Source organism: Infirmifilum lucidum, from assembly GCF_014876775.1.
Taxonomy (GTDB): Archaea; Thermoproteota; Thermoprotei; order Thermofilales; family Thermofilaceae; genus Thermofilum; species Thermofilum lucidum.
On the sequence record NZ_CP062310.1, the window covers coordinates 44,477 to 70,479 of the forward strand.

A 26,003-nucleotide genomic window follows, 5' to 3' on the forward strand; every position below is an offset into this window, starting at 1 on the left:
TTGGAAATGGGCCTAAAAGAATATGTTCTTTCTCGCCTACTCTTGACTCCTGTCATGGTCTTCGTCCTCCTCTCGGTAGTCTTCGTCTTGATGCGCGTCCTGCCGGGAGACCCTATAACGATGCTCGAGGGCAAGAACATCCCGGAGGACGTGCTCGCGAGGAGGAGGGCAGAGCTAGGCCTAGACAAGCCCCTCTACCAGCAGTACGTCGACTATATTTACTCTATCTTCGTCAAGTTTGACCTGGGCTATACTGCCCTCGAACGCATACCTGTCTCATACCTCATTGCCACGAGGCTCCCAGCTACCGTAGAACTAGCTATAGCCTCCTCTATTGTAGCAGTAGCTATCGGCGTAGCCCTGGGGGTACTTACAGCTAGGTACCAGTCAGCCCTTGTAAAGACAGCAGTTAGAGTGTACTCTTCCGTCGTCTACTCTATACCAGTGTTCTACATAGGGATGCTCCTACAACTCGTGGCCTCTAAGAGCATAGGCCTCCCGACAACAGGCAGGCTCTCCCCCGTTAACATGGTAGTCCTAGACACGCTCCCCTTTAGAACCGGCTTTACACTCATAGACTCTATAATCGCGGGAAGGCCAGACATAGCCCTAGACTTCCTATCCCACATAGTCCTACCGGCGACAGCACTGGGGCTCTACCTGTCCGGAGTGTTTACACGCGTAACCTACCTCGCCGTTGAAGACTCCATGTCACAGGAGTACGTGAGGGCTGCTAGGTCGCGGGGAATTAGAGAGTGGGGCGTCGTGCTGAGGTATGGCTTGAGGAACGCCCTCATACCCCTCCTGACAATGGGCGGCCTCCAGATCGCAGCCCTACTGGGCGGGGCTGTGTTGACCGAAACCACGTTCAACTGGGACGGCCTCGGCCTCCTAGTCTACGAGGGTATACTCAAGAGGGACTACGCGATAGTGCAGGGCACAGTCACAATCTACGCAGTTATTGTGGCGCTAGTCAGCCTACTCGTTGACATTACATACGCATATGTCGACCCGAGGGTGAGGTACTAGTGAGACTAGTGAGGCTACCCAGGGGCTTCGGAGAGTGGGGCATACTGGTAGGCGGGCTCCTCACAGCAATATTCGTAGCCATGGCTATTGCAAGCACGTTCGTCACCATTGGCAACGCCACTGAGAGCTATGTAGTAGTAGATGGGAGGAGAGTAGAAGTCCCGCCCCTGATGCCTCCAGGCTACACGTTAGAAGTTGGCGGGAAGAGGATTGTTTTCCTGATGGGCACAGACCAACTAGGCCGCGACGTCTTTGCGCGTGTTGTAGGCGGTGCGAGGTTTGTCCTGACAATAGCCTTCCTCTCAACGGCAATTTCTGCAGTCGTAGGCGTCTTGCTCGGCCTGCTCTCAGGGTACATAGGCGGGCTCTTCGACCGCGCGGTAAGCCTATTAATGGACAGTATGTACGCTATGCCCGGGCTTGTACTGGCAATAGCCATAGCTGCCCTCCTGGGCGTTGGAGTCTTGAACATCTCGGTGGCTATAGCCGTCGTGTACATCCCGAGCTACTACAGGATGGTTAGGGGCGTAGTGCTGTCTCTGAAGTCTAGCCCCTTCGTGGAGGCAGCCAGAGTTGCAGGCGCAGGCCCGTGGGCTATAGTCGCGAAGCACGTGCTACCGAATACCATGCCCGCGATAGTCTCGCTCCTGCCAGTCAGCTTTGCAGACGCCATCATAACGGAGGCGGGTCTGACGTTCCTAGGCCTCGGCATCGAGCCCCCTACTCCAGACTGGGGGTTTGACTTGAACAAGGGGAGGCAGTTCTTCCTGGCAGGGTACTGGTGGATAGGAGTCTTCCCGGGCTTGATGATAGTCTTGAGCGTCCTGGGCTTCCTCATGCTGGGGGAGGGCTTAAACGAGGTTATGAACCCGAGGAGGGTGGAGGCATGAGCCTGTTAAACGTGGAGAGCCTAAGGGTTTCCTACAGGACGCGTAGGGGCAGGCTCGAAGCCCTGAGCAACGTCTCGCTGAGCGTGGGCGAGGGGGAAGTCATGGGCGTCGTGGGGGAGAGTGGCTCGGGCAAGAGTACCCTCGGGCTCACGGTCATACGCCTACTGCCCGGGAACGCTGTGATAGAGTCGGGCTCAGTGCGTTTTAACGGAGTGGACTTCTTGAGGCTCCCAGAGGAGGAGGTGAGGAAGATGCGTGGACGCGTAATAAGCATGGTCTTCCAGGATCCCTACGCCAGCCTGAACCCAGTCATGAAGATCGGGGAGCACTTCGCGGAGCTATTCCTCGAGCACGGCGCCGCGTCAAGCGAGGAGGAGGCGCTGAGAGAGGCTGGCGAGATCCTTGAGAGGATGGGCGTGCCGAGAGAGAGGCTCAACGACTACCCCCACCAGCTCAGCGGGGGGCAGAGGCAGAGAGTGGCTATAGGGCTCGCACTGGCCTTGAAGCCCCGCTTAGTCATCGCGGATGAGATAACAACGGCTCTCGACGCCCTCGTCGAGGCACAGATAGTGGAGTTGCTGAAAGAGGTCAAGGCGTCGTATAGGACTTCAATGCTCTTTATAACCCACAACATGGGGCTCGTGGCGGAGATCGCAGACAGGGTCACTGTAATGTACGCGGGGGAAGTGGTCGAGTCTGGGAGAGTAGACGAGGTCATTAGAGACCCGATGCACCCTTACACCAAGGCACTACTAAGCTCTGTCCCGCGCATTGGAGGCCCGAAAGACGTTAAACCAATCCCCGGCGAGCCCCCAGACATGCACAACCCGCCCCCCGGCTGCCGCTTCCACCCAAGGTGCCCCTTTGCGACGGGGAATTGCCGGGTAGAGGAGCCTGTTTTGAAGGGTATCGGTGATAGGTATGTCGCCTGCCACCTCTGGTAGAGAGCTACTCAGAGTCGAAAACCTCAAAGTCTACTACCCGCTTAGGAGGACACTCGAGGAGATACTAGCAGGGGTTAGGAGGTTCCTGAGGGCAGTTGACGGCGTGAGTTTCTCGATCCTGGAAGGAGAGTCACTGGCACTCGTAGGCGAGAGCGGGTCAGGCAAGACGACGGTGGCGAGAGCCATAGTGGGGCTCGTGGAGCCCACGGAAGGCAGGATAACCTACAACGGGTACGATGTAGCGGCGTTCAGGGGGAGAGAGCTTGCAATGTTCAGGCGTAGTGTGCAGATGGTCTTCCAGGATCCTAGCGTGAGTCTAAACCCGCGCATGAGGGTCGGTGACCAGGTTAAGTTCCCACTAGACGTGAACAAGATAGGCAGCAAAGAGGAGCGCAGGCAGATAGTGCTTGAGACCCTTAAACGCGTGGGGCTCGTGCCCCCAGAGGACTTCTACAACAGGTACCCCCACCAGCTCAGCGGGGGACAGAGGCAGAGAGTAGCGATTGCGCGAGCCCTAGTCTTGAGGCCAAGGCTCCTCATAGCCGATGAGCCCATCTCGAACATAGACGTCTCTGCTAGAGCACAGATCCTCTCCCTGTTGAAGGAGCTCAGAGAAGAGATGGGCCTCACGCTACTCTACATAACGCACGACCTCTCATCCGCATGGGCGGTAGCAGACAAAGTCGCAGTAATGTACCTCGGCAAGATTCTGGAGTACGGACGCGTCGACGACGTATTTACAAACCCGCTACACCCATACACAAGGGCTCTGCTGAGCTCTGTCCCCTCACTCTCGCCGGAACAGAAGCTACGCAAGAAACTCCTGCTGAGCGGGGAGGTTCCAAACGCCATCAATATACCTAGCGGCTGCAGGCTACACCCCCGCTGTCCATTTGCGTCGCAGAAGTGCAGGGTAGAAGAGCCAAGCTTACTCGATGCTGGCAACGGCCATTTAGTCGCGTGCCACCTCTACGGCTGAAATATCCACTGTGGCTTTATGTCTTGAATTGTTTCTGCGAAAAACCCTGCTTCTGGGTCAGAGGGCTAGAAGATAAAGATAGTGTTTACACCTACTATCCTCGAGTACAGTACGAGTAGTAGGGCTAGGTACCACGGTGCCAGGGCGATTGCCAGGACTCTGAAGTCGTAGTAGCCCTTGTACGCGAGGTAGAAGAGGATGGAGATGGAGGCGAGTAGCAGGTAGAAGAATAGGTGGAAAGTGAACTTTGCCGCGAACGTCGGGAAGAAGGGTACAAGCTGTGCGACCATGAACCCGTCCATAAAGCCGACGACGGCGAGGTACAGTAGCTCGCTCCACTCCTCGCTGCTCGAAGGCCTCCCCTTGTAGAGCCTGAGCGTGAGGAGCGAGAGAACCACTACTATGCCCGCCATGGCCTGCTGGAGCAAGGTGGCCACCTGTTCTCTCATACTCGAAACGAGTATTAAAGCATTTTAGTTCAATAGCTCGTGGGCCCAGAGACGCCCCTGAGTAAGGAATATAAGCAATGCCTGTACCCCGGAGGGTGTGCAGGCACTGATCCCAGTTGTGAAGGTCAGTGATAAACTCTTCCTCTCGCCACACTTTGGTCGCGCGCCAGAGTTCGCGGTCTACGAGGTGGAAGGCGGCAGGATCGTAGACACGCACTTTGTGGAGAACCCCTACGCGAAGTCGGAGGAACACTCCGGGCACGGGCGTGTAGTACTCGAGCTGGTATCTAGCCTAAACCCTGACGTAGCCGTTGTAAGGTCGATCGGCGGCGGAGCTTTCTACAGGCTGAAGTCTAGGGGCGTGAGGGTATACAGGTCGACAGACAGAGAGGCTATAGAAGCAGTCTTAAAGCTGGTAGGGGGGACTGGAGGAGTTGCAGGAGCCCTACGAGGAACACTAGACTACAATCTGGAAGTATCGCCCTTTAGTGTGGAGGCATGTTTAATAGAGTCCTTATAACTCCTTTACTGTGATGTTAAATAGGAGGAGGTTCCTCTCCCTAGCCGTGGCGGGAGGACTCTTCTCGCTAGCTGGCCTCGCCTTGAGAGACTCTACAGCTATCGACGTCAGGAGAGTGGAGGTAGACCTGGGTTTCGGCCTGACTCTAATGCTGGTCACGGACACCCACTTGCACGGCTGGGGGTGGAGGGAGAAGCTCGTTAAGAGGGCACTCGAGGAGGGGTCTAGGGAAGCCGATGTACTGGTCTTCCTCGGAGACGGCTACGACTCTTTTTCCCCCAGCCCCGAGATAATGTCCAGGCTCTTGTCCGACCTAGACCTCCCGAAGCTAGGAGTACTGGGTAACCACGAGCACTGGGCGTCTGACAAGTTTCCCCTGGAGAAAGGGCTTGAGGCCTACAGGAAGGCGGGCGTCGAGATACTTACAAACAGATCCCTGGAGCTTATGGGGGTTAAGTTCGGCGGGGTGGACTGGTACCACGACGAAGCCTCGCTGGGGAGGTCGTACTTGAGGGAGGTTGGAAAGGTCGACGTACTGCTCTCGCACACGCCGGACGTGATAGGCCTGGATCCAGAGGCCTCTCTAGTGCTAGCCGGGCACACACACGGCGGGCAGGTATGCCTCCCCCTGATAGGGCCGCTCTGGACTCCTAGCAGGTATGGGACAAAGTACGCCAGCGGGCTCTTCGAAGTAGAGGGGAGGAGGTTGTACGTGAGTAGAGGGCTCGGCGAAGCCGCCTTCCTGCCAGTCAGGTTGAACTGCCCTCGAGAGTTAACCCTCATCAGAATATAGCTGATTTACTGCTCTCTGGGGCCTGAAAGGGCCCTCTTGACGTCCTCCGGGCTCCTTGCCGCTCTCAGGATCTGGAGGGCCTGGCCGTAGAGGTCTTGTAGCTTCTCCAGGTCTTCGGGGGCGTAGCCCTGGGTGAGTAGCGTAACGTTCAGGGTGCTGCTCACCAGGGAGATTACCTCCTCGCGAGTAATGTCCCCGAGCACGTAGTGGCTGAGTATGTCTTCGAGGAATTCTACCGCGAGCCTAGGGTTGTAGAGGAGCCTCCTCCTGTAGAGCGGCCCTGGCCTCTCTTTCAGCCTGAGACTGGAGAGAGTGAGGCCCTCGCGGAAGACTGCCCCGGGCCTCGCCGGCACGGCTTGCACTGCGATTCCCGCTGCCGCGCCCTGCCTGTTCTTCCTGAGGTAGCCTCCAACCTTCCGTAGTGCCTTCTCGGCTAGGCTTACTGCCTCGCCATCCTCGAACTCCCTCCAGCGGGGATTGTGCTTGAAACTCGACGGGTTTGTCCAGGATGGCTCAAAGTCGTCCAGGTCTTCGGGTTTCAGTGCTACGCAGACGGCGTCTAGCTCCCTGTGGAGGCTGAGGGGGGCCGTGAATACGCGTTGTGGATCCATGAGGTTCTCGACCTTTATCTTCGAGCCGTACTTGGCGTTGATTGACTGGACTCTGTCCCTAACCTTCTCGAGCACCAGCTGGACAGCAGACCACGTCGCGTCCAGGACGCCCTTCTGCGCGAGGAAGTCTTCCGGTATTGCCCGCTCGTGGACGTGTACGTGCATCCCCCTACCGCTCCACTTCAGCCAGACGCTCTTAACGACGCCCTCCTTCTCGAGCTCGCCGACTATGGCCCTAGCGACCTCGATTGTGGCCCGCCAGTGTTCAGGCGTGGAGTCAATGTCCCACGTGAGCGTGCGCAGGGCGACATTGCCAGTGTAGTCGAGGGCGTCCTCCCTCGAGTCTAGCTTGCGGTAGATGTTCGCAGTGCCGTAGAAAGCTCTAGGCTTGAGGCGTCTAAGCTGAGCGTAGAGCCTCGCCAAGTCTTCCTTAGAGCCGACTTTCAGGGGCTCCCCCTCCCAGTACCTCACCAGGAGAGGCCTCCCATCCTTCATCCTCCTCTCGCAGTGAACTGCGACCCACCTGCCCCTCAGGAATTCCGCCACCTCTGCGAGAACGCTCGCGTTATAGTAGTAAGTTGCGGCTAGACTGGGCACGCGAATAAGTACTGGTTTCCTGTTTTATCCCTATTTGTTAACTATCCTGCAGCTACCCAGGCTTGAAGTAAAGTTCTCTGTTCTCGAACGGTATGAGGGCCATCAGCGTAGCGTAGTAGGATAGATCTTCCCTCGTGACCCTCCCCTTAGACAGTAGCCGTATGACACCGCCCCTCTCCCCGATGTTCTCTGTCCCGAAGTAGCTGTCCGCGACCTCCTCCAGCTCGCTGTACACGCCCCTGTACAGGGGCTCCACGAACCTCCGCGGGAGCGGGAAGCCCGGGCTGAAGCCCACTGACTCCTCACCCATGCGAGAGACGATGTACGCGGCCTGGACGTCTAGAGCGTGGCCCCCCACGGGGATTATTCCTGCCTCAACGCCGACTGCGAAGTCTGCGTCTTGCCTGCTACTCGCGTAGAGAGCGCGCTTTCTAGCCCCCTCTACTATCTCATCTATTCCTACCGGCTGGGGCTTCAGGCCCTCAACTTTGACTCCGAGCACTTCCGCCCCGCCGAAGACTCTCGTGAATGCCCTCCTGACGCCCTCTATCTTCGAGGGGTTGAGCGTCCCAACCACGACCAGCACGAGTGTAACAACGTGGAGAACAGATTTCAACGTTATGGCATCAGCGGAGTCTGGAGGTAGACCAGGAGCACCGCCACGGCAAGCGGGACGAGCGATGCCCAGGAGCTGTGCCTCACCCACTCGCTGAAAGAGGGTTTCTCGTGGCCCGCTTTCTCCAGCAGGCTCAGGGCCACTATGTTCGCAGTGCTCCCTATGAACGTTAAGTTCCCGCCTATTGTCGCGGAGAAGAGAGTGACCCAGTAGAACGGGAACACCGGTATACCCGTGCCTTGGAACTTCTCTACGACTGGCAGGAGAACTGCGACTGCGAGGACATTGTCCATGAACGCGGACATGAGCGTCGCCGCAACTGTGTATACCACTAGAGTCGACTCGTAGACTCCTCCCCCGGCTTGGGCTAGCAGGTGGCTGAAGTATTCCGTGAAGCCAGAGCTCTCTAGGGCTCCCACCGAGGCGAAGAGCAGGGCGAAGAACACTACCGTCGGCCACTCCACCTTCTCCCTGAAGGCCCTCATCCCGACCTCTAGGTCTAATACTATGCTAATCCCTGCGGCTATAAAGGGTATCGCCATGAGGAGGGTATTCTTCTCCAGGTGGAGTAGCTCCTCAAGCTGGTGGTGGAGGGCTAGGGCTACTACCGTAGAGGCAAACAGCACAGCATCGCGCCCGAAGCCCCCCACTCCTCCCCCCTCTGGCTCTAGGGGGGTAGCGCCCCGCGAGATGTTCGCCGAGAACTCGTAGATGTACCCCCTGAAGAAGCGGAAAGACAGGACGACTACTATCGCCAGAGCAAGGGTAGAGATGGGCGTCGCCCACCGGAGAAAGTCCCCGAAAGTAAGGCCCCCTCTGAACGCCACTAGCACGCCTACGGGGTTCCCGATGACTGTTGCGCTGCTGCCTATGTTTGTCGCGAAGACGCTCAAGAGGACGAGCGGCACTGGGGATACTCTCGCAGCCCTGGCCAGGGCGAGGGCAAACGAGGTCATGATAACTATGGACGTGACCTCGTCGATCAGTGCCGCGAGCGCCCCCGAGAGTACCATGAGTGAGAACACTACTAGGACGCCGTTGCCCCGGAAGGCGTCAAGAACCTTGGCGACGAGGTGCTCGAAGAACATCCTCTCTTCCAGGACTCCTATGAACGCCATCATGCCTACGAGGAAGAATATGACGTCGAGGTTTGCAAACTCTAGAAAGGACTTCACGTCTAGGGCTCCGAGGAAGAAGAGGAGGCCCGTCCCGATGAACGCTATAGGTAGCCTGTTGGCCCACAGGAGGAGGGTGGCTGAAATCTCGGCGAAGAACACGCTCAACGCCAGAACTGCCTTGGGCGGGAAGCCTGCGAGGTAGGAGAAGAAAGCGGCGGCTAGCGCTGTGAAGAGCACTGCTACGAGCCTGGGAACAGTCTGATCCCTTACAAACATTGTGCTCACTGTCTCATCTTAAGAAAAAAATTTATTCTTTGCCTCACCTAGTTTAGTCACAGTGATCCACTTGGAGTCGACGCGCATACCCCCCTCCATAGTACAGACAGCCAGGTACTTCGTTAAAGCCGGAGAAGTAATAACGCGTATAGCAGTCCTCCTATCAATAGTGACCGCGATCTACCTCGCGGCACACATGGCGCAGCCTGCGTTAAGGGGGCTACTGACTTTCCGCGAAATAGCCGAGAACGTCCTCCTGATAACGCTGAACCTCGCTTGCGCCGGCACAATCTCTGTGGCCATGGACAAGTGGTACTTGGCTTCCAAGTTCAGGCTACTCGGGCTGGCAGACCTGCTCGCTGGGGCTATCACCCTGATAAGCGCCCCAGTCTCCGGCGTGCTATTCATCATGGGAGGGCTACTCTTCTACGTTGCGTCCGAAATGATCTCGATATTCAGGATAGAGGAAAAGCTAGTCTAGCCACTCCCCCGGCTCCAGGATCCCCGAGGGGGCTAGTCCACACCCCCGGCCTCCTGTTGCTGCAGAACCTGCTCTGCCCTCTCCTGCTCGATTAAGCGCATACAGTACTCCTCGTAGCTGAAGATCTTCACAGAGACAGCGAAGCGGAAGCCGCTCGGCTGGCTCACGACGACTGCCTCGCCCCTGTCTAGCGTCTTTATCTCGCTCTCCGCCTCGTCGAGGTACGGGCTGTGGTTTATCACTGTAGAGTAGTCCGGCCTGGTTGGGAGTGAGAGTATCACCTTGGTGAGGGACTGCCTGACGACAGCGTCTATGAGCTCGCTCGGCATCTGGGTTATGTAGAGCCCCCCGACCTTGTACTTCCTTCCGCGCTTGGCTATGGCCGAGAAGATGTTCTCCCGCACCTCGCCCCTGCCCCCGAGGGCCTGCGCCGACAGGTACCTGTGGGCCTCCTCGACCATTATCAGTACTGGCGGGAGCTGGCTCCACTTCTCGGGTAGCTTCTTCCGCATCTCCTCGTAGCTCCTGAAAACCCTCTCCGCGACTATTGTTGCGAGCAACTTCTCCTCGCCCTCTGTGGCGAATGGGGTCTCGATGAGGACAACCCTGCCCTTGGCCACCATTGAGAGGACTGCAGAGGCGAGGTCGTAACCGCACTCCCTGCAGAAGATGTCCCCGTCCCCGACGAGGTACTTCACCTTCCTCTTCGTCACGTTTATGGTGTTCACCCCCGAGAGCCTGCCGAGCCTCGCGTAGATGCTCCTGCTGTCCGCCATCAGGAGCGAGTAGACCCAGTCTTCCCCGAACTGTTTGTAGGCGAGCCAGAGGAGCTCCTCCTGCGGCCCTGAGAACTCCCCGGTCATTATGAAGTCGAAGGGTTTGAGCCTGCTGACGTCCATCTTCAGGGGGTAGGCCGGGATGCTCCTCGCCTCGCCGAGCTCCGGGAGCTCTATTCTCAGCCTGCCGGGCCTGCTCACCCTCCCGGTCACGAGGAAGAGGTACTCCTCGGAGAAGGGCAGGTGCGCGAGGCCCATCTCGCCGGGCTTCGAGCCCAGGAGGTACTCGCTCTCGCAGTCGAAGACTACGAGGCCGTACTTCCCCCTGTTGTGGAGGACTGAGGCCGCGAACACCCTTCCGAAGTTGCTCTTGCCAGCGCCAGTGCCACCCACTACCAGGACGTGGTGTGGGATCACGCGCGAGCCGTCGAGGGCTACGATGACATCCACGGCTTCGTGCCCGAACCTGACGTAGCCTATCGGTATGTCCCCTGTGTGGAGGTTGAGCTTCTCCAGGTCATCCCTGTCGAGGGACTCCACCCTGGAGAAAATCGAGGGGACACTTGTGGGCCCGTGGGCCTCGCCGTCGGGGTCTATCTGGGCCACGATCACGCCTATGGCGGTGTCGTAGAGCCTCAAGTCTTTGTCCCGTAGCTGGACTCTCTCGCCCTTGTCGGCCCTGCTGGTTATAACCGCGACTTCCGCGGCGCTCAGGAGGCTCTCGGGCTTGAAGTCAACAACCTTCACGACGAACCTCCTGCCGGCGTCCTCCACCTTGACTAGCATGCCCCTCTCTACTCTAGCGCCCTCGGCTATCCTGAACCTCACCGTCGTGCCCTCGACCCAGGTCACTACACCCAGCTTCAAGGCCACCACCCTAGTCCCCGACACCCCAGATGAAGCGGCTCTTGAACTCCGAGCCCGCCGCGTCCTCCAGGATGCGGGACGACACGCCGTTCAGGGAGAGGTCTTCCAGGAGCAGGGTTCTGTCAAGATCCAGCTCGTTCTTCGGTATCCTCGAGAGCTCGTGTACGATCTTCAGCGGCAACGGGTAGCCCGGGGAGGAGAAGTCCTGGAGGTACGCCAGCACGCCTGAAACCTCCTCCGCGTCAAGCCTCTCGGCAAGCGTGTATGGTGTGTCGATCCTGAAGGGGGGTGCGTTGGGGGACAGCCTGGCGACCGAGATTGCGAGTCCTCCTGGCTGTATGCGGGGGTTTTCGAGTACTGGGTGGTAGACCCAGGGTAGGCCTTTGAAGTACTTCTCGCCTAGCCTGTAGAGGTAGCCGGCTAGGCTCTCGCCGGTCGAGACCCTGAGCGAGGTGGACTTCGGGACGCCTACCACCCTCCACGTCCGCTTTACCAGCATCGAGTACGCGCGGGCAGACCTCGACTCGGGGTTGAAGACTAGGGGCCTGTCGAAGAGTACGAAGGCGCCGGGGTACTCCCGGACAAGCTTCAGGGCCGCTTCGAGCTCTACCTCGGCGAGCCAGTCTCCAGCCTGCTTCAGGTCGTCGAAGAGCTGTATCCTCTTGTACGGGCCGACGAGCCTCACTCTCTCGACGCCTCTCCAGACACCCGCCACGACCTTCGCGGCGAGGATCTTGTAGGCCCCCGCGTCGAAGAGTATCCTAGCTGCGGCGTCTACAGAGACTACGTAGAAGTCGTGCGGGAGCTCGTCGATAACCCTGAAGCGGGTTTCCGACACCGGGGGCCCCCTCAGCCTGTAGCCGTTGATCCTCACGACAGGGTAGGGCTTCGCGGGCGTGCCCTCGAGAGTGAGCTGAACCCCTCTACGCCCGTACTTGTGCATCTCTGTCAGCTTCTCCACGAGCATCTTCACATCGGGATCCAGGTACCCAGACCTCTGGAGTAGAGCCATTTCTCCTCGCATATACTGGCTTTTTACTTTTTATAATAGGTTTCGAAGATAACCCCGTTTTTATTACAAAACACGCGTCCAGCAACGGTATTAAGGGGGTATAACGGTAACATTTTACTGCTACTTTGTCCCGGCTATAGCATGGGTAGAAAGTTGCAAGAAAATGTTACTGTTAACCTTCTTCGCAACAGTTACACTAAGTATAAATACTAGTAGTGAGCACGTATTACTGTAGCACAGAGCTGTTACAGTGGGGTAGATGGTAGTCACAGTACACTACGTGGGCTTCCACCCGAACCTCGTGTTCCAGGGGTTCGAGCAGGTCAGGCTACGCTACCCCATCGAGAAGGTTTACCTGGTGTACGACGCGAAGCCCGACAGGTACGGCGCTGTCTCGCGGCACAACCTTAAACGCCTGCAGGAGGCCCTCTCGTTCTTCAAGCCCGTAGCCGTCAAGGTGAACCCCCTGAGCTACTCTAGCGTCGCCAGCGCCTTCTACGCCATCCTGAGCGTCGAGAGGGACAAGCAGGTTCTGATAGACATCACGGACATGCCCCCCTACATGGCCTCGACAGTTACTGTTGTAGCCCTGATGTCCGGCAACGCCAGGATATACGCCGTCCAGCCACAACAGCACGGCGAGTTCATACCCGACCCGGACACGCCCGAGTTCGCCGACTTCATAGCCAGGAAGGACAGCCTCCAGCTGGGCAGCCTGTTCGAGGTGGAGGTGCCCTCCAGGCCCGTCGAAGTCGTAGAGGACGAGAAAGAAGTCGACATACTCGTAATGCTCTACACCAAGAACGGGTCGGCTAAGAGCATCACGCAGCTGATAGAGTGGATGGGGGAGAACCCGAGGGATCCAGTGGTGAAGGCGACGTACAGCCGCATCGTCGCGTCAATGGAGGAGAGGGGCCTGCTGAAGAGGATAAGGGAGGGCAGGAACAGGTCTGTCAGGCTCACAGAGCTGGGCACTGCTATCGCAGAGGCGAGGATAAAGCTCGGGACTGCGAAGCCGCCGCCCGCGCCCCCCGTGGCCGAGAAGCCCATCAGCTTGCAAGTCCCTTAGGTCTCGGGAAAAGCTTATTAGCGCGCTGGCCGTAGTGCCCCAGTGTCGCTGACGACTGCAGTTAGCGAGTTCTCCGTAGACGTCCTGTCTAGGCTCGGGCTACCGGGAGTGTTCCTGCTAATGGTGCTTGAGAGCGCTCTAGTGCCGATCCCCAGTGAAGTCGTGATGGTGTTCTCCGGGTTCCTTGTGTACAAAGGCCTCTTCGGGTTTGTCGAGGCCGTTATGGCGGGGACTCTCGGGAACCTCGTGGGATCCCTGGTAGCGTACTACTTAGGCCTAAGCGCGGGCAGGCCGTTCATCCTCAAGTACGGCAGGTACCTCCTGCTCAGCGAGCACCACGTCGCGAGCGCTGAGGAGTTCTTCCAGAGGAGGGGTAGCCTGGCAGTCTTCCTGGGACGCATGCTACCCGCCGTGCGGACAGTCATAAGCTTCCCGGCCGGCGTAGCCAGGATGGACGCCGCCAAGTTCTCTGTCCTGACATTCCTGGGGAGCATACCCTGGAACACGGCACTAGTCCTAGCAGGCTACCACCTCGGGGAGAACTGGGCCGTAATCGAGAGCCACGCGCCGCTACTAGACACCCTAGGCGTCGGTATCCTAGCCCTCATAGCTATTTACTACTTTATGAGAACCACGTCCAGGAGGAAGCTAAACCAATAAATTTAATAGAGCCTACTGCACCCCCCGGGTAAAACTGCTAGCCCGCGTACTCGCTCTCCAGCCCCTCCTTTAACGCCACTTCGTGGAGGATCTTGTCTCCTGTGTAGAGCCTCTCCGCACCTACGTGTTTCGCAGAGAGTATCTGCAGGGCGTCTGCCTCGTACAAGTGGTACTTCTCTATCAAGTCCCAGGCTTCGATTAGAAGCCTTGCTTTAACTGGTACTATCCTAAGAACACCCAGCTTGAGTAGCCTTAGGGTTTCAAACAAGAACTGCCGCTTGGCGAGCAAGTAGTCATCGCGATCCAGCCAGCCCCTCTTGTAGTACTTGTCGAGAACGCCCAGTACTTCGCCAATGTTCCACATCGAGAACGATAGCAGGGCGTCTCCTCTCAGCGCCTCGTAGTATGCCTGGTCGACTAGGTTCTTCCCGGGCTCTATCACGTAGCGCTTCACTATGGCGCTCGAGTCCAGGTACAGGAGCGCCGCCGTCACAGCCTTGACTCCCTCATCTCCCTGACGGCTCTCCCAGCGTCAGTAGCAACTTTTGGTCTAACAGGGGTTACCTCTAGAGGGGGCTTCTCCGACCCCAGAAGCCTCTCTATAGCCTCGATAACCATGTTCTCGCAGAGCTCCTCCTCGAGGGCCTCCTCGACAGCCCGGCTCAGCTTCCTCAAGCCCCCCTCGCCCCCCACCCTCGACTTGAACCTCTCCCACAGCTCCCCGTCGATCACTACGCTAGTCTTCACCTTTTTCATGTCTAGACCCTATTAACTGGGAGTAATGCTGTATTTAATCTTTTACGGTCAAGAGCCCAACCGGCAAGAGAAGTAGTAGCGGCGGTCGCGGGGCTTTCAGCATGCGGCGGAGTTTAGGGAGACTCTGCGACCATTAAAAGAGCCTCTGTTGGCACGAGTTTCTTCTTCACCGGGTCTACGGCTGGTTCGAGGTCTTCTAGCGTGAGAGAGCCGAGGAGGTATACGTCCTCGTCCCCGAAGACGACTCTCGTCGCCGAGAGCGCATGGCCCTCTACTTCAATGCCTACCTCGCCTAGCTTCTTCTCCACCACCCTGCCGTCAGCCACTCTTAACCTCACGACCCTTGCCGGGGTAACCCCGAGCCTAGCAAGCAGGGACGCGGGGAGGACAGTATAAGTAGACTCACTGTCCACTACGAGCTCTACTTCGGAGCTCTTACTCCTATCGAAGACGTTCCACACTCTAGCCCTAACCTTAAATACTCCCATGCCTACTTTCAGGAGAAAAACACTAAAATATTAACTTTGACGAAAACGTCAGGGGGTTGCCTTTTTGACCTTGGAGCTTGCTTTCCTGCAATACCCGCTTGTAGAGAGTGGGTAACAGCACAGGTCTTCCCCTGGTCACGGCCGAAAGCCCACCCACTAGAGTGGGAGCCGGGCAAAGCCCCACAATAACACTCGAGCCAGGGTACGAGAGAGCCACCGTCGCGGCCTCGACCCCCCCCCATCTCCCTGACAGCTCTCCCAGCGCCGGTGGCGGCCCTGGGCCTAACCGGGTCTACCTCTAGAGGGGCTTCTCCGCCTCTTCACGCCTAGACCCTAATTAACCCTGGAGTAATGCCGAGTTTAGGCTCCTACGGCTAAGAGCGGGAGGGGGCACTGGGCTAGAGCCGTCACGTCGGGGGCCAAGAGCGCCCAGCGATTCCACAACCAGCAACACCCCCCCCCGCCGCCTCCAACACAGAGCTTCTGGTACTATTGCGGGGGCACGGCAGTGAAAGGACACGAGCGAGGGCGGATACCGGGTGGTTGCCCTTCAAGGGTGGCTCAGTCCTAGGTTACTTGGGGAAGGAGTTGCCTTCTAGGCGTGGTCAGAAACCCAGGGGGCATGGAGAAACTGGCGGAGATGGCGTTTGGACATTCAGCTTGTTCGACGGGCTAGCCTTACTCGTGGCGAGGGGGAGGTACGCAGAGGCCGACAGCAAGGCTGTGGGGCGGGGAGGGCTGTGCTCCCTAGGGGCACGCGGCAACGTTTATAGGCCTGCCCCGCGAGTACTCCCCCGTGTCTGAGGATTTGATTGAGGCAGCGGCGAGGGGCGACTACTGGAGGGTAAAAGAACTACTCGACAGAGGCGCACACGTGAACACCAGAGACAAGCATGGCGAGACGCCACTACACCATGCTGCTTGGATGGGGCACCTGGATGTCGCGGAGCTGCTACTCGACAGGGGCGCAGAAGTAGATGCCAGAGACAATTATGGCAGTACGCCACTACACCATGCTGCTCGCGGTGGGCGCTTGAAAGTCGTGAAGCTGCTGTTGGATAGGGGCGCAGACGTGAACGCCAGAAACAAGGCTGGCTGGACGCCTCTAGACCTTGCGAGGGCGGGAGGGCACAAAAAAGTCGTCGAGCTCCTGGAGTCTGCCAGAGGGGGCTCGCGAGCTAGAGTGGGGAGGGGGGATGTTGCCGGAACCCCTCCAGCCGGGGTAGTAGACCCAGCGAGCGCGGTCTTGTGGGTGGAGAGGGCGATAGAGAGGGGTAGGGAGCTGCTGAGAGAAGCAACGTCCCACAAGCCCTAGCAGGAGCCGGGGCTAGAGTGCCCCGACAGGCCGGGGGCGTCCAGCGAGGTCTCCCACAAGGCCCGTGTGGAGGCGCCTGCTTAGGTGCTTGGAGTATCTTGTAGGGCTTCGTAGATTTCCCTTGTTGTTGGGCGCTCGTGGGGGTCTGGTGAAAGTGATTCTATGAGTTTTTTCTTACATTTGTCGGGGATTGTTTTCGCCTCGAGGAGTGGGGCGGGTATTGAGCCTGGGGCTGGTGCTCTGCCCGTCAGTAGCTCTATTAGCGTTACGCCCAGGGAGTAGGAGTCTGTTTTCTCGCTCACTATCCCCGAGTTTATGAGTTCTGGCGGGGCGTATAGCCTGCTGAATACTAGCTTCCTGAGCTTCCTCATCTTCTCGAATCTACCCAGGAGTGTTGCAGTGTAAAAGTCTGCTAGTATGGGGTTTTTCTCGCCTGTGAGGAGGATGTTTTCTGGCTTTAGGTCTCCGTGCACCACTTTCCTCTCGTTCAGGAGAGCCACTTTCTCCGCTAGTTTTAGGGCAATGCTCCTCCTCTCCATGCTGGTGAGACTGCTGCCTGCTAGTAGGTTTCTGAGAGAGCCCCCCTCAACGAATTCCATCACTATTGCGAAGACCTCCCCTTTCTCCCTGTGGCTTAGATCTTTGACTCTGAACAACTTTACGTCGTATACTTCCGTGACGACGTGCGACTCCCTGTTCACCCTCTTCGAGACTTCTACGAGCTTCGACGCCTCCTCAAGGAGGACGGAGTAGTCTGAGAAGTGGCCGTGCGGCACCTTGATGGCGACCCGCCTCTCTAGGAGGATGTCGAGGGCTCTGAACACTCCCCCAAAACCTCCCTCCCCGAGGAGCTCCCGGACAGAGTATTTATCGTCTAGGAAATCGCCTACGCTTAGGCCTAAAGGTCTAGTATCCTCTGGGACGTCGACTTCGTGTTCTGTCACAGTCTCTACCACCCCTAGCTCGCTCTCCGTCGGAGTGAGGCCTCTTAGCCTCACCTGCAGGGAGTGGGAGCCCGGCGGGAGCTCGGTCTCAACGACTATCCTCCCCTTCTCGTCGGATACGCTCGACACTTCTATACCTCCTATTTTGACTACAGCCTCAGCATTAGAGATGGGGATGTTACTCGACGGCGTCCTAGCCGAGAGAGTGATGTACACTCTGTGCTTGCCCTCGGCTGGCTTCACGCTTACCTTCTCTACAACTACTGACGGCGGCGTGGGCGAGCAGGAGGCAATCCACCTTGAGACAGAGAAGTAGAAGTCCACGTTGTGAACAGACATGTTTTCAGGGATGGGGATGGGTAGCAGCATGTTTTCCCTCGCCAGGCCCGCACTTAAAGCCGTTACCACGTAGCGCTGGACAACATACAGTCTCCCCCCGGCAGTGAAGAGCGTGAATACTGGCTTGAAGGACAAGGTTTGTAGAGACCCGTCTTCAACACTGAGTAGCTCTAGGCTCGTTTCTTCAGGCTCCCAGAGGACGAGGTAGTTACCCCAAGCTAATAGCGACCCTAGACTCACCCTCTGCATCCACAGGGCCTTGCCCGTGTACGCGTCGAAGCACGCAATGTTCTCCTGGCACTTAACAGCTATCTTGTCGCCCACTGCAACTACCCGGGTGCACCCACGAGGCAGGTTCCTAATCCTCAGGAATTCATTTAACTGGGAGCCGCTAGCCGCCAAGCCTATAACCTCGCCTGTCATCGTCAGAGCGTAGAGGTTGTTGTCTACACTCGCCATTGAGAGAATCCTGGGAGACTCAACTTCAAGGGTGTAACCACTGCCTACGACTTTAACAAGGCTGGCTGCAACTTTCTTCGGGTGCCTCTGGGACATAGCGAAACCCTCCCCTGTTAGGGTAAGCTGGTCAGGTACTGACTCAAGGACATACCTCTCCAGCCTTGCGGGGGGAGAAAGTACTGCTAGGTTCCTTGACTTCGTGTAGAACACTAGTCTCTCTCCAGCCTCGTGGAAATAGACCGGCTCTCCGAGAGCCTCTGTGAGGCGTTCAGGGGGGCGGGAGGGGTGCAACTTGTATACCTGGCCATGGGAGTCAACTGCGAAAGACAGGAAGAGCTTCCTCACAGGGGCGTCAATGAGTTGGGCTTTCTGTATTGCTAGCTCCATCATGCCATCCTAGGAGACTTTGCTCCCGCAGTATATACAAATCTTTACCCCAGGGGGGTTAGGCATGCCGCACTTTGAGCAGGTAACGTAGGGTAGTTTTCTAGACTGGAAGTACTCCTCGAGTATCTTGAAGAAGCTCCTCCGGACTTCTTCAATAGAGGCGCTCATGCCCCCGCCAGCCTTCTCTCTGACGTCTCTAAGGTACTGGCTTACGTAGGTGCTGAGGGTCAACCCGTTAATCCTTTTCTCTTTCAAGTCGAAAAGGACGTTCTTGCTCAGTGCTAGGGCCGTGTACAGGACTTTCTTGACTAGAACGTTTTGGAGCACCATTGCTGGAGAAGACCTCCAGAACCAGCTTACATACTCGTACTCTCCGGACTTCGCCAGGTCAAACTCGCTGAGGTAGTCAAAGCCCAGGCCTTTCTCGACTAGGGGGCACGACTGCTCGCGGTAGCGTGAGCACAGGAACGGGTTCTGCTCAACAGGGCAGTATATGCAAGGAAGCCCGAGGACTCTAATAGTGTCTGCCTTTAATTCTATCCTCCCGCCCCTCGACGCGATTATCGGGAGCATCGTGGTGTTCCCGGGCCCAAGAGTTACGTCACCGTACGCGTAGACGTGGTAGAACGTTGAGTTTTCAATATAGGCTTTCCCCTTACTGACCTTACTCCCGACGAGGATTCTACCCAAGATGACGCTCTCAGCCTCGATTTTGAGCTCTCTCAGGGCTAGCACGTTCCCTACAATCACAGAAGGTGACCGTATGTAGAGGTTCCCCGTGATGACGTTCCCGAAGATCACTGTCGGGCTTTTCCCCTCTATCTGCAGGGAGCGTTCACGCGCGTGTTCTTCGCCTTCAGTCCTACTCGGGATAGTACCGACGTCTCCGAAGACGACTGCCGGCTCCTCAACAGTAGAGCTAAAACGTACCCTCGCCTCGGAGAGCACAGACCCCCTGACGAGCGCATCGCCGTTGAGGAGGACTTCGTCGAAGGCCATGAGGTCGTTGAAATGGGCGACGTCGGGATCCGAGTAAATACTCCTAACTCCGACTATCGGGCTTACGCCCCGATACCCTCCTTCGAGGTAGACAGCATCCCTAGTCTCGTCGTACTTTACCTTCTCCCCCGCTTCGAACCTCCTCCTAACCAGGCCTGGCATCGGCTACACCCTTATCTCCCATTCCTCGATGAGGCGTCTCTCAGAGGGGTCTCTTGCAAGGCTTAACAGCATTTGCTTGAGCTTGTGGACGCTTTCCTGGCTTAGTGCTACAGGGTTGTTGTCAATATAGCTTGAAGCAAAAGACACTAGCTTGTTGTTTATCTCGAGGGGCTTCTCCCAGGCGAGCAGGGGGCCTGTAGTCCCCTCTAGGCTAGCGGAGTCGTGCTCTACTACTACTTTTACCACAGGTAGCAAGACCAACGTCACATCTGTGCCGTCAGGGGGTGTTACGGGAAACAGGAACTGCGAGACTCTCTCCTTGAAGGCTTTCTGCACGCCACTAGCTTTTTCGAGCCTAGTGGACGCCCCGGCAAGCTTTTCCCTAATTTCCTTGAGCGTCTCGATCCTCCTCTTTATATCTTCATGGGTAACTATTTCGAGCAGCTCTGGGTCGACGTACTCCGGTTGGGCGAGGTCATAGAATGTACGAACTTGCTCGCGCTCGTCTAAGGCGAGCTTGAGGAGCTTAAAGTCTCCCTGCGCCCTCCTAGCGAATTGAGCAGCGTAGTCCCTTATGGCATCAAGGTAGTCGCTGATTATCTCCTGGTACTTCTTTACGAACACCTCCTCTACTTCCTTAAGCTTCTTTGCTATAACGTCCCGGAAAGACGTTAAGGCCTCGAGCCTGCTTTTAACTGCAGCATAGTCGAGCATCACGTCCAAAGCGTTGGTGAGTAGAAGCCTTAGTGCCACTTCATTGCGCATCCTATTGATACTAGAGTCAATTTTCAGCAGCTCTCCGTCTACCTTCTGAACATCTTTCCTCAATCCACTTATTGAGTCGCGGACTGACTGGAGTAAGCCCAGGATCTGGGAGTTCTGGTGAATGAGCTCACGCAGGTAACTCTCAAGCCTAGTGATGCTACTCTCCGAGCTCATCTCCCCTCACCCCTTACAATGCTCAATACCCTCTCAACCTGGCTCTTCAGCTCCGGCCTCTCTTTGACTAGGTCTTCTATGTTCAGAGCCGCAGCTCCTGCCACGACTACAGCCGAGTACTCTCTCAGCATCTTCAGGTGGGACTCTGCCTGGGCTATTTCTTTCTGGATGCTCTCTCTTTCTTTCTCGAAGTCCCTCAGGATTTGTTCGTAAGCGCCTATACCTGTTTTGCTCACGTTCTTCAGGTTCCTTGCCTCATTAACGGATCTTATGATCTCTGAACTCACTTTCTCGAGGTGCTCCACTCTCTCGTTCAGCAGGGCTATATAGCCCTTGACGGCCGGAAGCTCAAGGTTAAATAGCTTGTAGTAATCCCCTGCTCCCAGGACTGAGCCGCAGCTCCCACAGGTGATTTCCGGCTCGCTGAAAACAGATACCCACTTTAGGGTTATCTGCTCGTCCGAGCCTGTTAGTGGGAGAGCGAAGATCTCTAGGCCCTCTTCGTAATTCTTTAGGAGTTCGTCTAGGCTCTCCGAGCCCTTTACGTTGGGGAGGGGGAGAGACCGGGTGAGCTCGTCGTTCAGGCTCCTCCACTTCTCCTCCACAATATGCCTCGTAGACTCGTGTGGGAAAAGAATGTCGGGATCCCTATCTACACCTCCAAGAATGTAGTCTAGAACCCATCTCCTGAGGTCGATGTCGCGCTTGTACCTGCGTAGGGACGTGCTTGCGCACTTCCTGCAGAAATACCTTGAGTACATGTATTCAATGGCTCTGCCCTCTAAGGGAATAGTAGCTTCAATGAGCTCCTTTATAGCTTTCCCGATTAGAGTAGTGTAAATCTCTTGTCTTTCAGTGAACTCTAGAGCTTCACGGGTAAAGTCGGGAATGTACTGCATACTCTCAATAACAGAGCACAGCTCTCTAAACTTCCCAGCGTCCTCAATAGCCTCCGCGCCGCCCACAGGTAAACGCCCCCCTAAAGCCTCTACGTCCAGCTCACGGGCAATGCCGTCGGAGAAAAGCTTCCCGAAGAACTCCAGAGTATTGGGTGCTGGCTTTATAGGCCTGAAGGTCTCCTCGCTATACTCTATAGACGCCGAGACAGTGTTAGACACCTCCGAGATAACCTCGTCTAGGATTATCTCCGGGTTCCTGCTCTTGAGAACCTTCTCCCAGAAGTTAAGCTCTCTAAGCCCCTTCACGACCTTGTAGCCTGTATCCTTTTCGCGGATAGTCGCCTCTAGGTATATGTTCTCTCCTACACGGAGCCTCTTAATAGCCTCGTTGACGAGGTCGGGGTTAGAGACGATGAAGAGCTCGAACTTAGCCTCGTCAGCCCAGGGCGCGAAGGCCACAAAACCGCCATCTACTCTGGCCAGGGAGACTGGCGCGTACGCGCGAAAGGCCCGCAAGAGTACGGGGGGCAACCTGAAGCCTTTGAGCTCCCCCTCTAGCGTAGCTATTTTTCTGCTCAAGAACTCTATTTGGCTCTCCAAACCCCTATTCTCCCGCTGAAGCTCCTCTTTTTCCCTCTGCAACCTGCTAAACTCGTCGTTTTTAGCGAGGGCAACAGTTCCAGATATAATAAGAAGGAGTAGACTTAGAATTATAAACCCCGCGTTATTGGAGGCGAGAGAAATAACGAAGATGATTAAGAAGATGAACACTAGAATCGACGCAAAGTTTTTCTGGGGTTCGAGCTCGACTAGCCTCTTTTCGATAAAGGATATACGCTCAGAGTTCTGCCTGTACTTCGCCTCGCTCTCCCTCTTGAGCTCCAGGCTCCTAGAAAGCTCTTCTTTAAGGTTGCGGAACTCCTCCAGTCTCCTGTTTAATATTTCTTTTAGGAGTCTTGCTGCAAGTTCTTCCAACAAGGAGGGCATTTCGACGACTAGAAGCCTAGCTTTAGGGCTTTTTTCCATACCGCCCCGATACTATTTGTCTTTTTTTATATATATTCCTTGCTATTAAATTCTTTTACCTTTTCTTCTTTTAGGGCCTTGTATCAGCCACGTCGAAAATCCACGATTAATGCTGTCGAAAAGCTTAAAAGAGCTCTTCAGAGTATTTTCCCCGTGGATTGGTACTCCCTTCTTGCACTGGCGAGCGGGTGGGCTGTAGGGCGGGAAGTCAAGAGGAAAGAGTACATAGTCTCGCCGACAATAGTTTTCGTCTCACCCACCACCGACGTGATTGATGCTCTAAGCAGCAGGCCTAAGGGAGTGGAGGACATTGTTAGGGAGGCCTTTAAGGAGAACATGGGGCGGGAGCCCACAGAGGAGGAGTTGAGACTCGTCATTAAGGAGCTTGAGAAGAGGTCTCAGGGCCCGTCGGACAAGACGAGGAAGATCTACGAGTGTCTGGACAAGCTCAGGAAAATACAGGAAGCTTTTTGCAACGGTAAGATTGACAGCGGGCTCTACGTCTGGATGCGTAGGCGCTACGTAGACAAGCTCGTGAAGTTAGTGACGGGTGAGGCGTAACGTTCAGAGAGGAGTACGAAAACTTCAAGAAGTTCAAGGAAATGCTGAGAGAGCGGTACGGGTACATCGAGCACAGAACCGTAGACGAGCTCGCCGAGAGAGGGCCAAGCTTCCTGGGAGATCTACTCAAGGAGCTGGACGGCATTGAAGACCAAATCTCAAGAGCTCGTCTCTTGTCCTCTGATATGAAGCATCTACTCGAGAGAGTAAAAGGGTATAAGGAGAAAGTGAGGAGTGCATACGAGAAGGCTAGGGACATATGCGTTAAGTTACAAATTAGAGCGGATAAGGGGAGCGTCGTTACCGGTGACACGGTACAAGTCACTCTGAGGGCTATTAACTGTAGCCTCTTCGACGTTGAGCTAGAATTCCCAGAATCCTGGCCTGACAAAGTCTCAGACGGGCTCGAGCTCGTCGCCCCCCAGAAGCCCCCCAAGCCATTCAAAGTCCCGTTGGGGAAGGGAGAGGATGCAACATACACTTTCACTTACCGTGCTGAGAAAGAGGGGAGACATGCTATTGGTGGGATGTTCGTACACGCACGCGGCGGGGGCGCGTCGAGACAACTTCAGATAAACCTCATAGAGGTCATCGTCAGAGCTCCCGGTGCTGAGAGAAAACCTGGCGTGGAGAAGCCGCTAGTTGAAGCCGCCCCGGCACCCCGAGTCGAAATCGAGCTTAGGAAAACCGTCGAAAGGGATAAAGTCTTTGAGGGCGAGAGTATCAGAGTCAACGTACATGTTCGCAACAGGGGCAACATCGCTACCCCCCTGGCTGTCAGGAATGACGAGAAGGCGGTGAGCGGGGACTCGAGCTGGTCTGGGACTCTGGGGCCCGGCGAGGAGTACACGCTGAGCTACGAAGTTAAAGCCGAGAAGAGGGGTGTTATCACCTTGGAGCCAGCCGTGGCGGAGTGCTACGTCGACGGTAAGTTGTACACCTTTAGGAGTAACAGTGTGAGCGTTAATGTTCTCCCGAGGGAGGAGGAGAGGATAGACGTTGACCAGCTCGTGAACGGAGTTGTGCAGAAGGGGCTCCTCTTCATGGTCGGGTACCTCGTCGCCAGGGGGAAGGAGGTTAAAGTCCCGAAGAAGACCATCGTCGAGAACATTAGAGCTGTTGAGAAGAGGGATGAGGGGAAACTGTACGTCCTAGAGCACCCTATAAGCGTCGTGATCGAGGAACACGACGACTTCGTGCGGCTCAGGAGAGCGAGCCCAGCTGAGCTTTCGAGCGCCGTAGACGCGGCAACAGCTGAGAGGCTCGAGTCAGCCTTCATCGGGATAATGGAGGGGAGGCTCAGCGCGTGGAGACCTAGAGAAGCGGAGAAATTTAAGAAAGAGAGTATCTCAGACCCCCCTAATGGTCTAGGTGTAGTCTACACCTATCTGAGGGGAGGGCTCGTACCTAGGGCTGTCAGTAGAGTGTACGTGCTAACGTACTCTAGGCGTGACAAACTCTCCAAGTACGGCGTAGACCACTACCCCCTGAGTACTAAGGAGGTCAGCAGAGCTATAGGAGTTGTTGAAGGAAAAGACGAGCCTGCCATAGTGATCGTGGGGTCACCCACTGGGTGGGACGAAGAAGCTAAGAAATTCGCCCGCCATTACGTGAACCCGAGAATCGGGCTTTTACTAGTCGACTTGAAGACTATGGAGCTCTACTACAACCCCCAGGGCCTAGTCCAAGAAGTCGTAGACCTAGTTCCGGACTTCGGCAAGCTAGTCCAGCCAGTCCCAGAGGAGTGCCTCGAGACAGTAGAGAGGCTAGACGACGCGTTGCTCAACGGAGTTATAACTCAGGACGACTACTTAAGGAAGATAGGCGAGGAGGTGCAAGTGTGCCTGCAGAGGAAGGAGAAAGTTCTCGCCGGCCCTCTGCCTGAAAAAACTTGAACACACGGAGGCAAAAGTTTTAATACCCTTAGGTGCTCTCCTATAAGCGTGAGTGTACGCCTACTCATAGCACTAATCCTAGCTATTCTAGCCCTCCCAGGGCTCTATGAGTGGTTTTCCGGGGGGATGAGGACGGCCCCTCCCGTACTGCCGATAATCTCCCTCGTGTTGTCTGCGTACCTAGCCATTTCGTGGCTACGCTCAAAGCTGAAGAAGCCCAAGAAGCTAGCACTCCCCGAGCCCACAGCAACAGGGGTATTGACGGCGGCGGCTATAGGTCTTCTCCTGGCAGGTCTCCTCGAGGCCCGCAAACAGAGAAAACTCACTGAAGAAGAGATGTTGAGGCTTGGAAAGATTGAACGGGATCTGGAGGAGCTTATGCTCCAGGGCAAAATAGACGCCAGGAAATACAGCGAGTTGAGGAGAATGATTGAAGAACTTAAAGTAGCATCCTAGAAATATCCCTCTTTTTCCCTCTTATTTTCCTTGTGCCTGCTACCTGAGAGGATATAAGAGCCTCTGTAGCTCCAGTTCCTTCTCTTTTATCTTTCTCTCAACTTCTTCAAGCTTCTTTTTAGCATCCTCCACCTCCTGGGGGTCTTTCCCTAAGTACACTCTCCGCATTAATTCACCCCTTATCTCGTTGAGAGTATTTATCTCATTCTCGATTTTCTTCCTCTGCAGCTCCACCTCAACGGAGGACGGAGAGTAAAGCGGTTGCTGGGGAATTGGGGACGGAGGGTAAAGCGGTTGCTGGGGGGTTTGCACCGGAGGATAGCCCCTCCTCTCTAGTTCGCGTATTATGGCGTTTATGTCGACCTGAGGTGAGGCGAGTGGGGGAGACTGTTGTTTTAGCGAAGCTATCTCCTGCTCGATCCTCCTTAAGAGCTCATCTTGCGTGATTTTGCCTCTATTCGCCTGTGAAACTAAATCCGCGATTTTCTGTGATAGAGCAGGGTAAAGGGTATTTATTAATGCAGCATAGAAGAGGCCTCGTGCAGTCTCAGTGCCGACTGTCTTTGCTATCTCTTTAAACACCGCATTCCAGTCAATTGATGAGCTACCCATTCGTATCGAGCTATAATATGAACAACACATATATTTACTTTGTGTAGAAAAACGAGGGAAATCATGTATACCCTTAAAT

General features: G+C 56.1%; 28 protein-coding genes. 14 read left to right on the forward strand and 14 right to left on the reverse strand.

Annotation, left to right across the window (positions count from 1 at the left end; all coding sequences use genetic code 11):
• The first annotated feature begins 6 nt into the window (after positions 1-6).
• Genes IG193_RS00265 through IG193_RS00280 form a run of 4 tightly spaced genes read left to right on the forward strand, consistent with a single transcriptional unit; the run spans position 7 to position 3,842 of the window.
• Entirely contained in the window at positions 7-1,029 is a 1,023-nt protein-coding gene (locus IG193_RS00265; RefSeq protein ID WP_192818908.1) for an ABC transporter permease, read from the forward strand.
• Positions 1,029-1,919, forward strand: coding sequence for an ABC transporter permease (locus tag IG193_RS00270; RefSeq protein WP_225876092.1), 891 nt, complete (start codon positions 1,029-1,031; stop codon positions 1,917-1,919). Before IG193_RS00265 ends, IG193_RS00270 begins: the two co-directional genes overlap by 1 nt.
• Positions 1,916-2,863 (forward strand): ABC transporter ATP-binding protein, encoded by a 948-nt coding sequence (locus IG193_RS00275; RefSeq protein WP_192818909.1) that lies wholly within the window; start codon positions 1,916-1,918, stop codon positions 2,861-2,863. Before IG193_RS00270 ends, IG193_RS00275 begins: the two co-directional genes overlap by 4 nt.
• On the forward strand, positions 2,841-3,842 hold the full coding sequence (locus IG193_RS00280) for an ABC transporter ATP-binding protein (protein WP_192818910.1): 1,002 nt from the start codon (positions 2,841-2,843) through the stop codon (positions 3,840-3,842). Before IG193_RS00275 ends, IG193_RS00280 begins: the two co-directional genes overlap by 23 nt.
• A 65-nt stretch (positions 3,843-3,907) precedes the next feature.
• On the opposite strand, the gene IG193_RS00285 is transcribed toward IG193_RS00280, so the two are convergent.
• Positions 3,908-4,291 carry a hypothetical protein gene (locus tag IG193_RS00285; protein ID WP_192818911.1) on the reverse strand — a complete coding sequence of 128 codons (384 nt, stop codon included), beginning with the start codon at positions 4,289-4,291 and terminating at the stop codon, positions 3,908-3,910.
• A 97-nt stretch (positions 4,292-4,388) separates the two neighbouring features.
• Between IG193_RS00285 and IG193_RS00290 the strand changes: the two genes are divergently transcribed.
• Together IG193_RS00290 and IG193_RS00295 are read left to right on the forward strand one after the other, a co-directional pair.
• Positions 4,389-4,811 carry a NifB/NifX family molybdenum-iron cluster-binding protein gene (locus IG193_RS00290; protein ID WP_192818912.1) on the forward strand — a complete coding sequence of 141 codons (423 nt, stop codon included), beginning with the start codon at positions 4,389-4,391 and terminating at the stop codon, positions 4,809-4,811.
• Between the two features lie 13 nt (positions 4,812-4,824).
• Complete coding sequence (locus IG193_RS00295; RefSeq protein WP_225876139.1) at positions 4,825-5,604, forward strand: metallophosphoesterase; 780 nt, start codon at positions 4,825-4,827, stop codon at positions 5,602-5,604.
• A gap of 5 nt (positions 5,605-5,609) precedes the next feature.
• Here IG193_RS00295 and IG193_RS00300 read toward each other — a convergent pair whose 3' ends face one another.
• Genes IG193_RS00300 through IG193_RS00310 form a run of 3 tightly spaced genes read right to left on the reverse strand, consistent with a single transcriptional unit; the run spans position 5,610 to position 8,822 of the window.
• The gene (locus tag IG193_RS00300; protein ID WP_192818914.1) at positions 5,610-6,812 is read right to left on the reverse strand and encodes a hypothetical protein; all 1,203 of its coding nucleotides are present in this window, start codon (positions 6,810-6,812) and stop codon (positions 5,610-5,612) included.
• Between the two features lie 52 nt (positions 6,813-6,864).
• Positions 6,865-7,398: an inosine/xanthosine triphosphatase gene (yjjX, locus tag IG193_RS00305; protein ID WP_192818915.1), complete on the reverse strand. Its 534-nt coding sequence runs from the start codon at positions 7,396-7,398 to the stop codon at positions 6,865-6,867.
• A gap of 32 nt (positions 7,399-7,430) precedes the next feature.
• Positions 7,431-8,822 (reverse strand): ArsB/NhaD family transporter, encoded by a 1,392-nt coding sequence (locus tag IG193_RS00310; protein ID WP_192818916.1) that lies wholly within the window; start codon positions 8,820-8,822, stop codon positions 7,431-7,433.
• Positions 8,823-8,883: 61 nt separating this feature from the next.
• Between IG193_RS00310 and IG193_RS00315 the strand changes: the two genes are divergently transcribed.
• Positions 8,884-9,303, forward strand: coding sequence for a hypothetical protein (locus tag IG193_RS00315; protein ID WP_192818917.1), 420 nt, complete (start codon positions 8,884-8,886; stop codon positions 9,301-9,303).
• Positions 9,304-9,335: 32 nt separating this feature from the next.
• Here IG193_RS00315 and IG193_RS00320 read toward each other — a convergent pair whose 3' ends face one another.
• Positions 9,336-10,946: an ATP-binding protein gene (locus tag IG193_RS00320; RefSeq protein WP_192818918.1), complete on the reverse strand. Its 1,611-nt coding sequence runs from the start codon at positions 10,944-10,946 to the stop codon at positions 9,336-9,338.
• 10 nt (positions 10,947-10,956) lie between these two features.
• The gene (locus IG193_RS00325; RefSeq protein ID WP_192818919.1) at positions 10,957-11,958 is read right to left on the reverse strand and encodes a DNA double-strand break repair nuclease NurA; all 1,002 of its coding nucleotides are present in this window, start codon (positions 11,956-11,958) and stop codon (positions 10,957-10,959) included.
• Between the two features lie 259 nt (positions 11,959-12,217).
• On the opposite strand from IG193_RS00325, the gene IG193_RS00330 reads away from it, so the two are divergent.
• Both IG193_RS00330 and IG193_RS00335 read left to right on the forward strand, forming a co-directional pair.
• Positions 12,218-13,027, forward strand: a complete 810-nt coding sequence (locus tag IG193_RS00330) for a DUF6293 family protein (protein ID WP_192818920.1) — start codon at positions 12,218-12,220, stop codon at positions 13,025-13,027.
• Positions 13,028-13,069: 42 nt separating this feature from the next.
• Complete coding sequence (locus tag IG193_RS00335) at positions 13,070-13,687, forward strand: DedA family protein (RefSeq protein WP_192818921.1); 618 nt, start codon at positions 13,070-13,072, stop codon at positions 13,685-13,687.
• A 37-nt stretch (positions 13,688-13,724) separates the two neighbouring features.
• On the opposite strand, the gene IG193_RS00340 is transcribed toward IG193_RS00335, so the two are convergent.
• The 3 genes from IG193_RS00340 to IG193_RS00350 all read right to left on the reverse strand — a co-directional run bounded on the left by IG193_RS00340 (position 13,725) and on the right by IG193_RS00350 (position 14,931).
• On the reverse strand, positions 13,725-14,180 hold the full coding sequence (locus IG193_RS00340) for a type II toxin-antitoxin system VapC family toxin (protein WP_192818922.1): 456 nt from the start codon (positions 14,178-14,180) through the stop codon (positions 13,725-13,727).
• Positions 14,177-14,443, reverse strand: a complete 267-nt coding sequence (locus IG193_RS00345; protein ID WP_192818923.1) for a hypothetical protein — start codon at positions 14,441-14,443, stop codon at positions 14,177-14,179. Before IG193_RS00345 ends, IG193_RS00340 begins: the two co-directional genes overlap by 4 nt.
• Positions 14,444-14,556: 113 nt before the next feature.
• A complete protein-coding gene (locus IG193_RS00350) occupies positions 14,557-14,931 on the reverse strand; it encodes an aspartyl protease family protein (RefSeq protein WP_192818924.1) in 375 nt (124 codons plus the stop codon).
• A 543-nt stretch (positions 14,932-15,474) separates the two neighbouring features.
• On the opposite strand from IG193_RS00350, the gene IG193_RS00355 reads away from it, so the two are divergent.
• Both IG193_RS00355 and IG193_RS00360 read left to right on the forward strand, forming a co-directional pair.
• The gene (locus IG193_RS00355) at positions 15,475-15,735 is read left to right on the forward strand and encodes a hypothetical protein (RefSeq protein WP_218042147.1); all 261 of its coding nucleotides are present in this window, start codon (positions 15,475-15,477) and stop codon (positions 15,733-15,735) included.
• On the forward strand, positions 15,728-16,246 hold the full coding sequence (locus IG193_RS00360; RefSeq protein WP_192818926.1) for an ankyrin repeat domain-containing protein: 519 nt from the start codon (positions 15,728-15,730) through the stop codon (positions 16,244-16,246). The genes IG193_RS00355 and IG193_RS00360 overlap by 8 nt, the downstream gene beginning before the upstream one ends.
• Before the next feature lie 80 nt (positions 16,247-16,326).
• Here IG193_RS00360 and IG193_RS00365 read toward each other — a convergent pair whose 3' ends face one another.
• The 4 genes from IG193_RS00365 to IG193_RS00380 are packed head-to-tail and all read right to left on the reverse strand — an operon-like array spanning position 16,327 to position 22,400.
• Positions 16,327-18,378 carry a serine/threonine-protein kinase gene (locus IG193_RS00365; RefSeq protein ID WP_192818927.1) on the reverse strand — a complete coding sequence of 684 codons (2,052 nt, stop codon included), beginning with the start codon at positions 18,376-18,378 and terminating at the stop codon, positions 16,327-16,329.
• Between the two features lie 6 nt (positions 18,379-18,384).
• Positions 18,385-19,536 carry a zinc ribbon domain-containing protein gene (locus IG193_RS00370; RefSeq protein ID WP_192818928.1) on the reverse strand — a complete coding sequence of 384 codons (1,152 nt, stop codon included), beginning with the start codon at positions 19,534-19,536 and terminating at the stop codon, positions 18,385-18,387.
• 3 nt (positions 19,537-19,539) lie between these two features.
• Positions 19,540-20,475: a hypothetical protein gene (locus IG193_RS00375; protein WP_192818929.1), complete on the reverse strand. Its 936-nt coding sequence runs from the start codon at positions 20,473-20,475 to the stop codon at positions 19,540-19,542.
• Positions 20,472-22,400, reverse strand: coding sequence for a hypothetical protein (locus tag IG193_RS00380; protein WP_192818930.1), 1,929 nt, complete (start codon positions 22,398-22,400; stop codon positions 20,472-20,474). Before IG193_RS00380 ends, IG193_RS00375 begins: the two co-directional genes overlap by 4 nt.
• A 153-nt stretch (positions 22,401-22,553) precedes the next feature.
• On the opposite strand from IG193_RS00380, the gene IG193_RS00385 reads away from it, so the two are divergent.
• From IG193_RS00385 to IG193_RS00395, 3 genes are read left to right on the forward strand one after another with little or no spacing between them, the layout of a single operon-like run.
• On the forward strand, positions 22,554-22,961 hold the full coding sequence (locus tag IG193_RS00385; protein WP_192818931.1) for a hypothetical protein: 408 nt from the start codon (positions 22,554-22,556) through the stop codon (positions 22,959-22,961).
• 41 nt (positions 22,962-23,002) lie between these two features.
• Positions 23,003-24,856: a COG1470 family protein gene (locus IG193_RS00390; RefSeq protein WP_192818932.1), complete on the forward strand. Its 1,854-nt coding sequence runs from the start codon at positions 23,003-23,005 to the stop codon at positions 24,854-24,856.
• Between the two features lie 48 nt (positions 24,857-24,904).
• A complete protein-coding gene (locus tag IG193_RS00395) occupies positions 24,905-25,312 on the forward strand; it encodes a hypothetical protein (RefSeq protein ID WP_192818933.1) in 408 nt (135 codons plus the stop codon).
• Positions 25,313-25,351: 39 nt separating this feature from the next.
• Here IG193_RS00395 and IG193_RS00400 read toward each other — a convergent pair whose 3' ends face one another.
• Positions 25,352-25,924: a hypothetical protein gene (locus tag IG193_RS00400; protein WP_192818934.1), complete on the reverse strand. Its 573-nt coding sequence runs from the start codon at positions 25,922-25,924 to the stop codon at positions 25,352-25,354.
• Positions 25,925-26,003: the final 79 nt, after the last annotated feature.

What these genes read in the sequence shown, in the direction of transcription:
- IG193_RS00330 (WP_192818920.1), top strand. Translation starts at nt 12,218, where the DNA reads ATGGTAGTCACAGTACACTACGTGGGCTTCCACCCGAACCTCGTGTTC.
- IG193_RS00375 (WP_192818929.1), bottom strand. Translation starts at nt 20,475, where the DNA reads ATGAGCTCGGAGAGTAGCATCACTAGGCTTGAGAGTTACCTGCGTGAG.
- IG193_RS00370 (WP_192818928.1), bottom strand. Translation starts at nt 19,536, where the DNA reads ATGCCAGGCCTGGTTAGGAGGAGGTTCGAAGCGGGGGAGAAGGTAAAG.
- IG193_RS00265 (WP_192818908.1), top strand. Translation starts at nt 7, where the DNA reads ATGGGCCTAAAAGAATATGTTCTTTCTCGCCTACTCTTGACTCCTGTC.
- IG193_RS00275 (WP_192818909.1), top strand. Translation starts at nt 1,916, where the DNA reads ATGAGCCTGTTAAACGTGGAGAGCCTAAGGGTTTCCTACAGGACGCGT.
- IG193_RS00345 (WP_192818923.1), bottom strand. Translation starts at nt 14,443, where the DNA reads ATGAAAAAGGTGAAGACTAGCGTAGTGATCGACGGGGAGCTGTGGGAG.
- IG193_RS00280 (WP_192818910.1), top strand. Translation starts at nt 2,841, where the DNA reads ATGTCGCCTGCCACCTCTGGTAGAGAGCTACTCAGAGTCGAAAACCTC.
- IG193_RS00365 (WP_192818927.1), bottom strand. Translation starts at nt 18,378, where the DNA reads ATGATGGAGCTAGCAATACAGAAAGCCCAACTCATTGACGCCCCTGTG.
- IG193_RS00390 (WP_192818932.1), top strand. Translation starts at nt 23,003, where the DNA reads ATGCTGAGAGAGCGGTACGGGTACATCGAGCACAGAACCGTAGACGAG.
- IG193_RS00285 (WP_192818911.1), bottom strand. Translation starts at nt 4,291, where the DNA reads ATGAGAGAACAGGTGGCCACCTTGCTCCAGCAGGCCATGGCGGGCATA.
- IG193_RS00325 (WP_192818919.1), bottom strand. Translation starts at nt 11,958, where the DNA reads ATGGCTCTACTCCAGAGGTCTGGGTACCTGGATCCCGATGTGAAGATG.
- IG193_RS00350 (WP_192818924.1), bottom strand. Translation starts at nt 14,931, where the DNA reads ATGGGAGTATTTAAGGTTAGGGCTAGAGTGTGGAACGTCTTCGATAGG.
- IG193_RS00295 (WP_225876139.1), top strand. Translation starts at nt 4,825, where the DNA reads ATGTTAAATAGGAGGAGGTTCCTCTCCCTAGCCGTGGCGGGAGGACTC.
- IG193_RS00400 (WP_192818934.1), bottom strand. Translation starts at nt 25,924, where the DNA reads ATGGGTAGCTCATCAATTGACTGGAATGCGGTGTTTAAAGAGATAGCA.
- IG193_RS00380 (WP_192818930.1), bottom strand. Translation starts at nt 22,400, where the DNA reads ATGGAAAAAAGCCCTAAAGCTAGGCTTCTAGTCGTCGAAATGCCCTCC.
- IG193_RS00310 (WP_192818916.1), bottom strand. Translation starts at nt 8,822, where the DNA reads ATGTTTGTAAGGGATCAGACTGTTCCCAGGCTCGTAGCAGTGCTCTTC.